Source organism: Tenacibaculum sp. Cn5-46, assembly GCF_022347705.1.
Lineage (GTDB): Bacteria > Bacteroidota > Bacteroidia > Flavobacteriales > Flavobacteriaceae > Polaribacter > Polaribacter aiptasiae.
Map to the genome: position 1 here is coordinate 542,984 of NZ_JAKRGD010000002.1, position 13,726 is coordinate 556,709.

The following is a 13,726-nucleotide window of genomic DNA, read 5'->3' on the forward strand; positions in this document are numbered from 1 at the left end:
CTTATCCGAAAATTAAAGGAAATAAAATCCATGTCATTAATAAACCACCAATAAAAAAACCAATTACAGCAATTAACGATGGTAATTGTAAACTACTCAAACCTGTTATTGCATGACCAGAAGTACAACCTCCAGCGTATCGAGTACCAAAACCAATAAAAATACCAGCAACAAGTAATATTATAAAACCTTTTAAAGTAAGCATGCTTTCAATGCTAAAGATTTCATTAGGAACAAAAGAATTACCAGCGTTAGAAAAACCTAAATCAGCTAAATCTTTCACGGTATCTGGATTCAAATCAATAGTAGTTGTAGTAGATAAATAATTTACAGCGACATATCCTCCGATAATTAATCCAACAATAAAAACAAGTGCCCAATCACGCTCTTTCCAATCTTTTTTAAAGTAATCAGATATCTTTCCTGCACCTGCAATGGTACACATGGTTTCTAAGTTAGTAGATATACCAAAGTTTTTACCAAAATAGAAAAAGAAAAAAAGAACTAAAGCAATTAAAGGGCCAGAGACATACCATGCCCATGGTTGAAATAAAATATCCATTATAATATGTTTTTAATATAATTTAAAATGGCTTTTGTAGCTCCAATATTATCTTTAATGTATTTATGATTCGTGTTCCCCATTTGCTCCCTTAGTTTTTTATCATTCTTTAACGCGGTAAAAATACTAGAAAAATCTTCATTGTTTGTAACAATTGTAACACTCTTCAAATCAAGTAAGTCAGTAGCTTCATTGAATTTCTTGTATTTTTTTCCACCAAATACTACAGGAATACCATAAGTAGCAGGTTCTAAAATATTGTGAAGCCCAGTAGCTAAACCACCGCCAACATAAGCAACATCCGCATAGGAATATATTTTAGTTAAGAGGCCAATAGTATCAATAATAAAAACTTGATATTCAGATAAATTTAAGTTGTCTTTTTTAGAAAATAATACAGATTTTTTATGAATAGACTTTTGTAATTCTAAAATTTGCTTTTCGTTTATATTATGGGGTGCAATGATAAATTTCTCACTATCATCAGCAAAGTTATTAATATAGTTTACCAATAGCTTTTCATCCTCTTTCCATGTACTTCCTGCTACTACTGTGTAATGGTTGTTTTGAAATTCAGAAATAAAATCTATGGAATTGTCTTGTTTTAGGATATCGTATACTCTATCAAAACGAGTATCGCCAGCAATGGTACTATTGTTAAGGTTTATAGAAGATAATAATTGTTTTGATATTTCATTTTGAACAAAAAAGTGATTAAAAGCTTTTAATTTTTTTCTTGTAAAACTACCATACCATTTAAAAAATGATTGTTTCTTTCTAAAAATACCAGAAATTAAAATAGTGTGTATTTCTTGCTTTTTTAATTCAGATAATAGGTTTGGCCAGAATTCATATTTAATAATAATAGCAATTTCTGGGTGTATTTGATTGATAAACTTCCTAACGTTAGCTTTTGTATCAAGGGGTAAATAACAAACTACATCGGCAAGTTTATAGTTTTTTCTGATTTCATAACCAGAAGGGGAGAAAAATGTAACAACAATTTTATGATTTATATATTGCTTTTTTAATTCTTCAATAATGGGTCTACCTTGTTCAAATTCTCCTAATGAGGCAGCGTGAAACCAAATAACTTTATCAGAAGAGTTAATACTGTTAAGTTTACTGAATGTTTCTTTTCTACCATTAACAAAAAGCCTTATTTTTTTATTAAATAAGGCAATAAGAGGCAGTATGATTGATGCTTTAAAAAGCAATAAGTTATAGAGCAAATTCATACTGCGAATCTATGAAATAAAAAAGAAAGTTATTTTTTATTATGGTTTATAGCTTTTAATAGTAATGAACATTTAGCAATATAGCCATAGTCAGACGATTTACTTTCTTTAGCAGCCTTTAAACATTTTGTAGCTCCTTCTTTAGCTATGTCGTTTTTCTTTAAAACATGAGCTAATTCTGCTTTGTAATATACATACCAAAAAGCACCCGGTCTTAGTTCAACAGCTTTGCTAAACCATTTAAAGGCAGTTTCTAAATCTTTATTTTTTAAATAATAATATTGAGCAGCGTCAAAATATGTTTGAGCTTTTACAGGAGTTTCAGAATTGATTATTTTTTCATTTATTTGATTCTGTATAATTGCATCAGAATCTACACTAACAGGAATAATAACTTTTGAATTTTCCCAAGTAATGAATAGATCAGCACCACTTACAGTAAATTTTTCAAAACCTATCTGTAAAGTTTCCACAAGGCATTGAGTTTTTATTACAGGAACAGTAAAACGAATTAAATCGTTAGCTTTTTGATAACCACCAGCTCCCCATAAGTTACTTTTTTTATGAATAATAATGGTCCATTCTTTTGTGTCTGGAATTGTATATAAACCATAAGTTCCAGCTGGTATTTTATGACTAGCAAATGATACCTCTTTGTTTACGGTAATTTTTGTAGAAGCATTGGCTCCAGTTCTCCATAGTTTTTTATAGGGAATTAAAGCTCCAAAGATTTCTCTATTATTTCGGCTTGGTTGCCCATATTCAAGAGTAAAATTGGCTAAGCCCACTTGTTGTTTGGTTGTAATTTTAGGGCTTAAGCTAGGTTTTTCAATTTGAGAAAAACTATGTAGAGTAAGAAATAGAAATAAAGTTAAAATGCTATTTTTCATGATTAAGTTATTTTATTGAAAAATAGACGTGAAAAACGTTAGAAGATTACAATAAAATTAAGGGTATAAAAAAAGGCTAATGAAAATTCATTAACCTTTTTATTTTTATATCTATTTCATTTCGAAATCCTCCATGAATTTTGTGGTATAATTACCAGCAATATAATCTGGGTGATCCATTAATTGTCTATGGAAAGGAATAGTAGTTTTAACTCCTTCAATTACGTACTCATCTAATGCACGTTTCATTTTATTAATTGCTTCTTCACGAGTTTGTGCAGTAACAATTAATTTAGAAATCATAGAATCATAATTTGGTGGAATCATATAACCAGCATATACATGCGTGTCAACACGTACTCCATGACCTCCTGGAGCGTGGTATGAAGTAATTTTTCCTGGAGCTGGTCTAAATCCATTAAAAGGATCTTCAGCATTAATTCTACATTCTATTGAGTGTAATTGAGGATAGTAGTTTTTACCAGAGATTGGTACTCCAGCAGCTACTAAAATTTGCTCACGAATTAAATCGTAATCAACAACTTCCTCAGTAATTGGGTGCTCTACTTGGATACGAGTATTCATTTCCATAAAGTAGAAGTTACGATGTTTGTCTACTAAGAACTCTACAGTTCCAGCACCTTCATACTTAATATATTCAGCAGCTTTTACAGCAGCTTTACCCATTGCTTCTCTTAATTCATCTGTCATGAATGGAGAAGGTGTCTCTTCAGTTAATTTTTGGTGACGACGCTGTACAGAACAGTCTCTTTCAGATAAGTGACAAGCTTTACCATAAGAATCTCCAACAATTTGAATTTCAATATGACGAGGCTCTTCAATTAATTTCTCCATGTACATTCCATCGTTTCCAAAGGCAGCCTTCGCTTCCATACGAGCAGAATCCCATGCATCTTTTAAATCTTCTTGTTTCCAAACAGCACGCATACCTTTACCTCCACCACCTGCAGTAGCTTTTAACATTACTGGGTAACCAGCATCATTAGCTAACTGTTCGCAAGTTTCATAGTCAGGAATAATACCATCAGAACCAGGAATACAAGGTACACCAGCAGCAATCATAGTTGCTTTCGCTGTAGCTTTGTCTCCCATTTTAGAAATCATCTCAGCAGAGGCACCGATAAACTTAATTTCGTGCTCTTCACATAATTTAGAGAATTTTGCATTTTCTGATAAGAAACCATATCCTGGGTGAATAGCATCTGCATTTGTAATTTCAGCAGCAGCTATAATGTTTGCCATCTTTAAGTAAGATTCGTTACTTGGAGCAGGTCCAATACAAACAGCTTCGTCAGCAAACTTTACGTGTAAACTTTCTGCATCTGCTTTAGAATAAACAGCCACAGTTTTAATTCCCATCTCTTTACAGGTTCTAATTACGCGTAGCGCAATCTCACCTCTATTGGCGATTAATATCTTTTTAAACATATGTTCTAAAATTTAAAAACTCTAAATAAAAAGTACAGTACTTCTTATTTAGAGTTATATGTTAATTAAGATGGATCTACTAAAAATAATGGTTGATCAAATTCTACCGGAGAAGAATCATCTACTAATATTTTAACGATTTTACCTGAAACTTCAGATTCAATTTCGTTAAATAATTTCATTGCCTCAATAATACAAACAGTATCACCAACTTTTACTTCAGTTCCTACTTCAGCAAAGTTTGGCTTGTCTGGAGAAGGTTTTCTATAAAATGTTCCAATAATTGGAGATTTGATTGTAATGTATTTTGAATCGTCCTCAGCAGCAGGAGCATCATTTGCAGGAGCAGCAGCAGGAGTTGCTGGCTGTGCTACAGGAGCTTGAGCTACCATTTGAGGAGCTGCAGCTATTTGTGGAGCTGCTTGAATAATTGTAGTTTCAGGAGTTTCACTTCCAGTTTTAATGGTGATTTTAATATCCTCCATTTCTAACTTCACTTCGCTTGCACCAGATTTAGCTACAAACTTTATAAGACTTTGAATTTCTTTAATATCCATTTTCCTAATTTTAGTTGTTTGGTTTTTTATGAATTATATGCCCATTTTAAATAGATAGCTCCCCATGTGAAGCCTCCACCAAATGCAGCAAAAATTAAATTATCTCCTTTTTTCAACTCTTTTTCATAATCTGCAAGTAATAACGGTAAAGTAGCAGATGTTGTATTTCCGTACTTATGTATATTCATCATTACTCTATCACTTTCAAGCCCAACTCTATTAGCTGTAGCTTCAATGATTCTTTTATTTGCTTGATGTGGAACTAACCACTGAATATCATCTTTTGTTAAGTTATTTCTAGTTAACATTTTTTCAGATACGTCAGCCATATTAGAAACAGCATATTTAAATACTGTTTTTCCTTCTTGATGAACAAAATGTTTTCTGTTCTTTATAGTGTCCTCAGTAGCAGGTAAAATTGAACCTCCAGCTTCAATTTTTAAGAATTCACGACCAATACCGTCACTTCTTAAATATTCATCTTGTAAACCTAAACCTTCTTCATTTGGTTCAAATAATGCTGCACCAGCACCATCACCAAAAATAATACAAGTAGCTCTATCCGTATAGTCGATGATCGAAGACATTTTATCTGCTCCAATAAGCAAAACTTTTTTATAACGACCACTTTCTATGTAGCTAGAAGCTGTAGACATACCATATAAGAAACTTGAACAAGCTGCTTGTAAATCATATGAAAATGCATTTACGGCTCCAATTTGTGAAGCAGTGTAGGCAGCAGTTGAAGCTACAGGTAGGTCAGGAGTTGCAGTTGCAACAATAACCATGTCTATTTCTTCAGGTTTAACATTTGATTTTTGAAGTAAATCCTCGGCAGCTTTTATGGCCATAAAAGAAGTTCCAAGACCTTCTCCTTTAAGAATCCTTCTTTCTTTGATTCCAGTTCTGGTAGTAATCCACTCATCATTGGTGTCTACCATAGTCTCCAACTCTTTATTAGTAAGAGCGTATTCTGGAAGGTATTTCCCTACCGCTGTGATAGCTGCAGTTATTTTAGTCATAGTTGTTTGTTTTGTCGTAAAACGAGTTTTCAAAGAAATGAAAATTATTTCACTTTTGTATAGAAAAAATTACCAAAAACGTTAATTTTTGATTTAAAAACACAAAAAACCCTCTGTTTAAGAGGGTTTTTTATGTTTTTAACTAATTTTTAAGCCTCAGCAGCTGCACCTTCTAATACTACTTGACCTCTGTAGTATAATTTTCCTTCGTGCCAGTGAGCTCTGTGGTATAAATGAGATTCTCCAGTAGTAGGATCAACAGCTATTTGAGGTACAGAAGCCTTATAGTGAGTTCTTCTTTTATCTCTTCTAGTTTTTGATATTTTTCTCTTTGGATGTGCCATCTTATATTTTATTTATCTGTTAGTAAATCCTTTAATTTATCCCATCTAGGGTCTGTTGATTCTTCTTCCTCAACAGTTTTTTCTTCGTTTATTCTTAATTCTTCTAATCTCTTTAATGCATCCGATTCCATAGATCCATCGATTACATTCGGGTGAATTCTTTTTCTTGGAACAGATAAAACTGCTAACTCATAAATATATTGAGCTATGTTTATTTGATAAGCTTCATGTGGAAGAATCAAAATTTCATCGTGTCCATCATCAAATTCAGGTCCAAACTTAACAACTAAGTTTAAATTACCCTCAATTTTTAAATCAAATGGTTCATTTGTAATGTCACAAGGAACATTTACAGTTCCTTTAATAGTAAAGGAAAGCTCAAAAAGAGTACTTTTCTTTACGAAAATAACATTAGTGTCTATGTTTGATTTGTTAAATTCATCAAACTGAAATGCATCAAAGAACGTGTTGTCAATTTGATATTCAAACAAATGACTCCCTTCTTTTAAACCTACAAAAGGTATGTTGAATTCTTTTAAGTCTTTCATTTATAATGATCAATTTGAGCGTGCAAAGATATAAAAAATGTTTTTACTTTTATATTTTACCTAAAAAAAATAAACTATTTTACTTTCAGCGTGTTTTTTGTAAGTTCTTTATGTTGTTTTCGGTTCTTAAATATTTGTAATGAGGTAAATAAAGCTTCCTTGAATGAAGATGGATTAGCCTTATTTTTACCTGCAATATCAAACCCAGTTCCGTGATCAGGTGAAGTTCTAATCTTACTCAATCCAGCTGTGAAATTTACACCATTACCAAAAGATAAAGCTTTAAAAGGGGCTAAACCTTGGTCGTGATACATTGCTAAAACACCATCAAATTGTTTGTATGTTTTTGAACCAAAAAAACCATCAGCTGCATAAGGACCGAAAACTAATTTTCCAGAATCTTTAATTTTAGCTATAGTTGGACGGATAATTTCATCATCTTCTTTTCCTATAATTCCCTTGTCACCGCAATGTGGATTTAAACCTAAAACAGCTATTTTAGGTTTATTGATATTAAAATCTTGTTTTAATGATGTGTGCATAATGTCAACCTTAGCTTCTATTAATTCTGGAGTTATGGTTTCTGCAACTTGAGAAATTGGAATATGACCAGTTATTAAACCTATACGAAGTTCATCGGTCATTAAAATCATTAAACTTTTACCCTCTAAGTTTTCTTCTAAATATTCTGTATGCCCAGGGAAGTTAAATTCTTCAGACTGGATATTATCTTTACTTATAGGAGCGGTAAGTAAAATATCAATAGCATCATTTTTTAAAGCAGTAGTTGCAGCTTTAAGAGATTTATGTGCAAATTTACCACCAATTTTTGTTGTTTTACCTAACTCAATCTTTACTTCTTCTTTCCAAGAATTTACTAAGTTTATCTTTCCATGAGTAATTTTATCGACAGAATTAATACTATGGATACTATTATTTAGTTTAAGGTTTTTCTTATGGTAAGAGATTAGTTTGTTTGAAGCAAATAAAACAGGTGTGCAAAAATCAAGCATACGTTTGTCTTCGAAAGTTTTTAAAATAATTTCGATACCAATTCCATTTATATCTCCAACTGAAATTCCAACAATAATTTTGTTTGTATTATCCATAGTTACTTTCGTGCGTAAAAGTTGTATTTTTGATGCAAACAAAAGTAACTAAAATTTAGAGAATGTTTACTGGAATAATTGAAACTCTTGGAACTGTAAAAAGTATAGAAAAAGATAAAGAAAATATACATATCACAATTCAAAGTGATATTACCAATGAATTAAAAATTGATCAAAGTGTTGCTCACAACGGTGTTTGTTTAACAGTGGTTAATATTTCTGGAAATGAATATACGGTTACTGCTATTAAAGAGACTCTTAATAAAACAAATATTGGTAGTTTAAAGAGTGGTGATGAAGTAAACTTAGAGAGAGCAATGAAATTAGGTGCTCGTTTAGATGGTCATATAGTGCAAGGTCATGTTGATAAAACTGGAGTGTGTAAAAATATTCAAGATCAAGATGGAAGTACGGTTTTTACTTTTTCTTACGATTTTGATGGAAATAATATTACTATTGAAAAAGGTTCAATAACAATAAATGGAGTAAGTTTAACAGTAGTGAATTCTAAAAAAGATGAATTTAGTGTAGCTATTATTCCTTATACATTAGAGCACACTACTTTTAAAAATCTTAGAATAGGTAGTGAAATTAATCTTGAATTTGATGTAATAGGTAAGTATGTAGCAAGACTTACGCAATTTCAGTAATCATATAAAATAACTCCTTGTGTATATAATGTGGTTAAAAACACAAGGGGTGTTTTCTTTTCTTGTTGATTAGTAGGTGTTTATGATTTAAAATATTATATTTATGTCGTTTTTAAATTTAAACCGCCCCCGGAATCATGAGAAAAAGAGCCTTAAATCACGTATCTTCATTTAAGAGTAGTTTGTTATACTTCGAAAAAATTAAACTTCTAGACTTTTTATAAATCAAGAATAATTTTAATTGTTATGGATTCAATAATCTATAACGGTTTCTATGTATAGGGGTTAATACGTAGATGAAATTATTGTTATAATCTTATTTATCTATTATATAGTTGGGGTTAGAATAGATATGCATCTATGGTACATTATATCCTTATATCTACAAGAATATAATAACTATCAATAAACTTTTATGAAGAACAAAAGCATTAAATTTTTAATGGGATTTTTCCTGTTAATAAGTTATTTTAATGTTCAGTCACAAAATTGTAGTATTAATGCAGGAGCTGGAGGGGAAATTTGTGAAGGAGCAGAGTTTAAACTAGATGGGTCTGGAGATGCAAATATAAAACCCGGAACTATTTTATGGACTCAGATAGCTGGTCCAACTGTAGGAATAAGTGATCCTACAGCTTATCAACCAAATATTACTGGTGCAACAGGAGGAAATACATATAAATTTAGATTGACGGCTGTATGTACTGATGATCTTTCAACTTTTCAAGATGTTGTTTATACTGTAAAACCCAGTCCAACAGCTACAGCTGGAACTGATATAACAAATTGTCCTGGAACTTATTCGTTAGCGGCAAATACTCCTAGTGTAGGTTATACAGGTACTTGGACTATAATTGGTTCTAATGGAGCAGGGTTAACAATAACCAATTCGAATTCTCCAACATCCATTATAAATTTGCCTCAAGAATCATCAGGAGCTACTATTTTAGAATGGAGAATTTCCGATGGAGATAATACTACTTGTGATGGAGTTTCCAGAATAACAGTAACAAATATAGGAGGGGATCCAGTGGTATCTGCTGGTACAGATCAAGTATTAAAACCATGCTTTGATGCAACAACAACAGCAACTTTAGATGGTTCGTATGGAGGAAACGGGTTTAATGGACAGGAAGGACTTTGGGAGTTGGTTAGTGGGCCTAATAACCCTGAAATTAAGAACGTAAATAAAAAAGATACAAAAGTTAATGATTTAATAGAAGGTACCTATGTTTTTCGTTGGACGGTGTCAGGTCCTTGTGCTTCAGGGACAAGCACTGTATCGGTTACTGTTCCGTCTCCAACAGGTTCAGTTACGAGTGCAGATAGTTTGATAGATGATGATGTAATAAGAATTTGTCATAGTGATACAAATCCAACTACAGAATATTTATTGGTAGCTAATCCACCAAAAAAGACAGGAGAAACTGTAGAATGGACTCAAGTATCAGGACCAGGAGGGGTAACAATAGTAAATCCAAATTCGCCTACGACATTAGTGACAGGGTTGTCTCAAACGGCTGGAGGTAATGCAAATCTTGTTAATTATACATTTAGATATACAGTAAAAGGTCCAGATAATAATTCAGATTGTTTTAAAACCAAAGATGTACGGATTAAATTTATTAAGCAACCGTTATTTGTTGAGTTGACCGATGATGGAACTCCATCGGAATGTATCTTTGCAACATTAGATAGTTCTGGTTCTGTTGACGTAAAATTTGGGATCAATAGAGATAATACAGGTTCTAATACTAGATATAAAATATTAAGTGGTCCAGTTACAACTTCAAATTATGTAGGGATAGGTGCAAACTCGTCAGGTAATTCATCATCTGGAAAAGATTTAACACTAACTTTTACAGAAATTGGTACTTATGTTGTAGGGGTTCTTAGGCGACCAAATGGTGATGTAAATAATGGATGTGAGAATGCAGCTGATGAAATTACAGTAAAAATTTCTGGACCAGCAACGAATGCAAATGCTGGATCAGATATATATGTATGTACACCAACAACTACAGCGACCTTAGCAGGAAATACACCAGTGCAAGGAGAAGGAATGTGGTCACAGGTTAGCGGGCCTAATACAGCAGTTATATCAGATGTTTTTGATAGAAATGCTGAGTTATCTTCTCTTGTAGCAGGTGCTTATGTTTTTCGTTGGAGTATAAATAGTGGTCCAACTAGTACAATTGATCCTTTAGATTCAGATGAAGTTTCAGTTATAGTATCTACTGGACCTCCGTCTCACCCAGCAAATTTTGCAGGTACGGATGTAAATGTATGTGCAGGAAGTTATCAGTTGCAAAGTCCAGCTTTACTAGTAAATGAAGCAGGAAGATGGACTGTTAGCCCTTCTGCAGGAGTAACTATTGTTGATGATACAGATCCTAAGACATTAGTTATGGGATTAAGTCCTTTAACAGTTTATACCTTTACGTATACAATATCAAATGCTTGTGGAAGTATAAATGACTCAGTTATTGTATCAACTACAGGAAATACAAGTCCATCAACGGCAAATGCAGGCTCAGATATTTGTTTAACATCGGGTACATCAACTACATTAAACGCAACAGCAATTACTGCTGGAGAAATGGGAACTTGGACTCAAGTTTCAGGACCTAATACAGCAAGTTTTTCAGATGTTAACTCAGCGTCTACATCTATTACAGGATTGGTGCCAGGAAATTATGAGTTTAAATGGAGGATAACAAATACTTCTTGTCCTTTAAATATAACCGAAGATACTGTAATCGTATCGCTATTAAATTCTGTGCCTTCAGCTGGTGCAGATCAGGATATTTGTGGAGCTAGTACGATAACTATGGCAGCAGATGCAAATCCAAATGGAGGAGGTACTTGGGTGCAAACGTTTGGTCCCGCAGGTTGGACGGTAACAGATATAACAAGTCCTACAGCAATGTTTTCTAACTTAAGTGATGGAAAATATGAATTTGAATGGAGAGTCTCTTCGGCAAATTGTTTTATAAATGATAAAGTTGTTTTTACAATAACCAATACTCCAACCGTAGCAAGTGTAGCTGCACCAACAATAGCTTCCTGCTCTAATACGGCTACATTAAATGCTAACCCAGTTACTGTAGGGGTTGGAAAATGGGTTTGGGTTTCAGGTCCGAATACCCCTTCAATAAATGATGCAAATTCACCAACAGCTACCATAAGTGGTTTGGTAACTGGAATGTATGAGTATAAGTGGACTAGTTCTCCTCTTTATCCAAGTGCTGATCCAACATGTAATTTAGGAAGTAGTGCAGATTTAACAATTAATGTTGTGGCTCCAGCAAATGCTGGAAATGATCAAGATTTGTGTGCTGCTAATGAAGTTTTATTACAAGGTACTGTAGGTTCTACAGGTACATGGAGTTTTCAAAGTTCTACAGGGGTAGATACTCCTACGCCAATAGCAATTAATGCAAATATGGCTAAGGCTACAATTATTCCAGGTAATAATTATGTATTTACCTATACACTTACAATCCCAGGAGGTTCTTCTTGTGTAGGTTCTTCTGATGATGTAACAATTAATAATGCGTTAACTAATACAGCAAGTATAACTACGACAGATCAATCATTATGTTTACCAACAAGTTCGGTTTCTGTAACTGCAGCTGAAGTTTCAGGTACTTGGACTTATCGAGAATCGCTTAGTCAAGCTACAAGTTCTGCAGGTTTACCTTCTGCGGCAAGTATAGGGATTTCTAATCCAAATGCTCAAACAACTACTATTACAGGTTTAACAAATCCAGGGATCTATATATTTAGATGGACAACTGGTAGTGGAGATTGTCAAAAATTAGATGAAATAACAATAACAGTTCACGAAGCACCAAGTACGGCAGATGCAGGGCAAGCTGCAATGAATCTATGTGTATTGGATGCAAGATTAGCCGCAACTGCTCCTACGAGCGGATTAGGAACTTGGTCTTTTGTAAGTGGTACAGGGTTGTCTTCTGGAGATGTTGTTTTTGATAGTCCTAATAGTCCTACATCAACACTAACTTTAACAAATGCTAATGCAGGTGATACGGCAATATTAAGATGGACAGTAAGTAGTGGAGGATGTACTCCAAGTACAGATGATATAACTATTACTATTGTTGAAAGTATAACAGCAACATTATCAGCTTTAAGTTCCGTGAATAGTTGTCAAGGAGCGAATAATGGAAGTTTATCAGCAACAGGTTCAGGAGGAGTAGCTCCTTATTCTTATAACCTCTTATATGCTACTAGTTCGGGAGGAGTTTTTATAGAAGCATCTCAAACAGATGGAGATAGTGATGGAAGTTATACAGGTTTACAACCTGGGTTTTATAAAATAGTTTTGACAGATTCGCAAAATTGTGGAAGTGTAACAAGTGCAGAACAAGAAATAATAGAACAAGCACAAGCACCGTTACCAGTTGTAACTAATAGAGTTTATTGTGAGGGAACAACAGCTGATCCTTTATCAATGAGAGCTACAGGTTCAGGTGTTTTAACATGGTATGATTCAGATGCAACAACAGTTTTGTCTGCTTCTACTGTGCCAAGTACAGCTTCAGCGGGAGTAAAGACGTATTATGTAAGTAACACGGTAGGTGTGTGTGTGAGTGCAAAAGTATCAGTAACTATAACTGTTAATGAAGCTTTTTCAATTGATACCCAACCAGCTGCAAGCACGACAGTTTGTAAAGACGGAGCGGTAACTCTAAATGTTGCAGCTAGTGGTGGCGTAGGAAGTTTGAGTTATCAATGGCAATCAGCAACAAGTTTAGCAGGGCCTTATAGTGATGTAACTAGTGGAACAGGAGGTACAACAGCGAGTTATAGTCCAGTAACTTCAACCGAAGGAACTTTATATTATCAAGTAGTAGTTAGCAATGCAGGAACAGGCTGTACCAGTATTACCAGTAGTAAATCAACAGTGACGGTAAATGCATTACCAACCATTGATACTCAACCAACTGCAAGCACGACTGTTTGTAAAGACGGAGCAGTGACTCTAAATGTAGCAGCAAGTGGTGGCGTAGGGAGTTTGAGTTATCAATGGCAATCAGCAACAAGTTTAGCAGGGCCTTATAGTGATGTAACCACAGGAACAGGAGGTACAACGGCGAGTTATAGCCCAGTAACTTCAACCGAAGGAACTTTATATTATCAAGTAGTAGTTAGCAATGCAGGAACAGGCTGTACCAGTATTACCAGTAGTAAATCAACAGTGACGGTAAATGCATTACCAACCATTGATACTGAGCCAGCGGCAAGTACGACCGTTTGTAAAGATGGCGCAGTGACTTTAAATGTTGCAGCCAGTGGTGGTGTAGGAAGTTTAACTTATCAATGGCAATCAG

At 33.7% G+C, this 13,726-nt stretch carries 10 protein-coding genes and 1 pseudogene; 2 read left to right on the forward strand and 9 right to left on the reverse strand.

Annotation, left to right across the window (positions count from 1 at the left end):
* Position 1 precedes the first annotated feature (1 nt).
* The 9 genes from MHN29_RS06460 to pdxA all read right to left on the reverse strand — a co-directional run bounded on the left by MHN29_RS06460 (position 2) and on the right by pdxA (position 7,719).
* A complete protein-coding gene (locus tag MHN29_RS06460; RefSeq protein ID WP_235274194.1) occupies positions 2 to 562 on the reverse strand; it encodes a YeeE/YedE family protein in 561 nt (186 codons plus the stop codon).
* Positions 562 to 1,800: a 3-deoxy-D-manno-octulosonic acid transferase gene (locus MHN29_RS06465; RefSeq protein ID WP_235274193.1), complete on the reverse strand. Its 1,239-nt coding sequence runs from the start codon at positions 1,798 to 1,800 to the stop codon at positions 562 to 564. The genes MHN29_RS06460 and MHN29_RS06465 overlap by 1 nt, the downstream gene beginning before the upstream one ends.
* A gap of 29 nt (positions 1,801 to 1,829) precedes the next feature.
* Entirely contained in the window at positions 1,830 to 2,690 is an 861-nt protein-coding gene (locus MHN29_RS06470) for a DUF2911 domain-containing protein (protein WP_235274192.1), read from the reverse strand.
* Positions 2,691 to 2,801: 111 nt separating this feature from the next.
* Positions 2,802 to 4,139, reverse strand: coding sequence for an acetyl-CoA carboxylase biotin carboxylase subunit (gene accC, locus MHN29_RS06475; protein WP_150898447.1), 1,338 nt, complete (start codon positions 4,137 to 4,139; stop codon positions 2,802 to 2,804).
* A 65-nt stretch (positions 4,140 to 4,204) separates the two neighbouring features.
* Entirely contained in the window at positions 4,205 to 4,696 is a 492-nt protein-coding gene (accB, locus tag MHN29_RS06480) for an acetyl-CoA carboxylase biotin carboxyl carrier protein (RefSeq protein ID WP_150898448.1), read from the reverse strand.
* A gap of 26 nt (positions 4,697 to 4,722) precedes the next feature.
* The gene (locus MHN29_RS06485) at positions 4,723 to 5,718 is read right to left on the reverse strand and encodes a beta-ketoacyl-ACP synthase III (RefSeq protein WP_235274191.1); all 996 of its coding nucleotides are present in this window, start codon (positions 5,716 to 5,718) and stop codon (positions 4,723 to 4,725) included.
* A 149-nt stretch (positions 5,719 to 5,867) separates the two neighbouring features.
* Positions 5,868 to 6,062: a 50S ribosomal protein L32 gene (gene rpmF / locus MHN29_RS06490; protein WP_150898450.1), complete on the reverse strand. Its 195-nt coding sequence runs from the start codon at positions 6,060 to 6,062 to the stop codon at positions 5,868 to 5,870.
* 8 nt (positions 6,063 to 6,070) lie between these two features.
* Positions 6,071 to 6,610 carry a DUF177 domain-containing protein gene (locus tag MHN29_RS06495; protein WP_235274190.1) on the reverse strand — a complete coding sequence of 180 codons (540 nt, stop codon included), beginning with the start codon at positions 6,608 to 6,610 and terminating at the stop codon, positions 6,071 to 6,073.
* A gap of 74 nt (positions 6,611 to 6,684) precedes the next feature.
* A complete protein-coding gene (pdxA, locus tag MHN29_RS06500) occupies positions 6,685 to 7,719 on the reverse strand; it encodes a 4-hydroxythreonine-4-phosphate dehydrogenase PdxA (protein WP_235274189.1) in 1,035 nt (344 codons plus the stop codon).
* A 62-nt stretch (positions 7,720 to 7,781) separates the two neighbouring features.
* On the opposite strand from pdxA, the gene MHN29_RS06505 reads away from it, so the two are divergent.
* Positions 7,782 to 8,369, forward strand: coding sequence for a riboflavin synthase (locus tag MHN29_RS06505; protein WP_235274188.1), 588 nt, complete (start codon positions 7,782 to 7,784; stop codon positions 8,367 to 8,369).
* 415 nt (positions 8,370 to 8,784) lie between these two features.
* Positions 8,785 to 13,726: pseudogene (locus tag MHN29_RS06510) on the forward strand (hypothetical protein); the annotation flags it as partial.

Excerpts from the sequence above, each read along its gene's own strand:
- pdxA (WP_235274189.1), bottom strand. The coding sequence starts at position 7,719 with ATGGATAATACAAACAAAATTATTGTTGGAATTTCAGTTGGAGATATA.
- MHN29_RS06485 (WP_235274191.1), bottom strand. The coding sequence starts at position 5,718 with ATGACTAAAATAACTGCAGCTATCACAGCGGTAGGGAAATACCTTCCA.
- accC (WP_150898447.1), bottom strand. The coding sequence starts at position 4,139 with ATGTTTAAAAAGATATTAATCGCCAATAGAGGTGAGATTGCGCTACGC.
- MHN29_RS06470 (WP_235274192.1), bottom strand. The coding sequence starts at position 2,690 with ATGAAAAATAGCATTTTAACTTTATTTCTATTTCTTACTCTACATAGT.
- rpmF (WP_150898450.1), bottom strand. The coding sequence starts at position 6,062 with ATGGCACATCCAAAGAGAAAAATATCAAAAACTAGAAGAGATAAAAGA.
- MHN29_RS06495 (WP_235274190.1), bottom strand. The coding sequence starts at position 6,610 with ATGAAAGACTTAAAAGAATTCAACATACCTTTTGTAGGTTTAAAAGAA.
- MHN29_RS06465 (WP_235274193.1), bottom strand. The coding sequence starts at position 1,800 with ATGAATTTGCTCTATAACTTATTGCTTTTTAAAGCATCAATCATACTG.
- MHN29_RS06505 (WP_235274188.1), top strand. The coding sequence starts at position 7,782 with ATGTTTACTGGAATAATTGAAACTCTTGGAACTGTAAAAAGTATAGAA.
- MHN29_RS06460 (WP_235274194.1), bottom strand. The coding sequence starts at position 562 with ATGGATATTTTATTTCAACCATGGGCATGGTATGTCTCTGGCCCTTTA.
- accB (WP_150898448.1), bottom strand. The coding sequence starts at position 4,696 with ATGGATATTAAAGAAATTCAAAGTCTTATAAAGTTTGTAGCTAAATCT.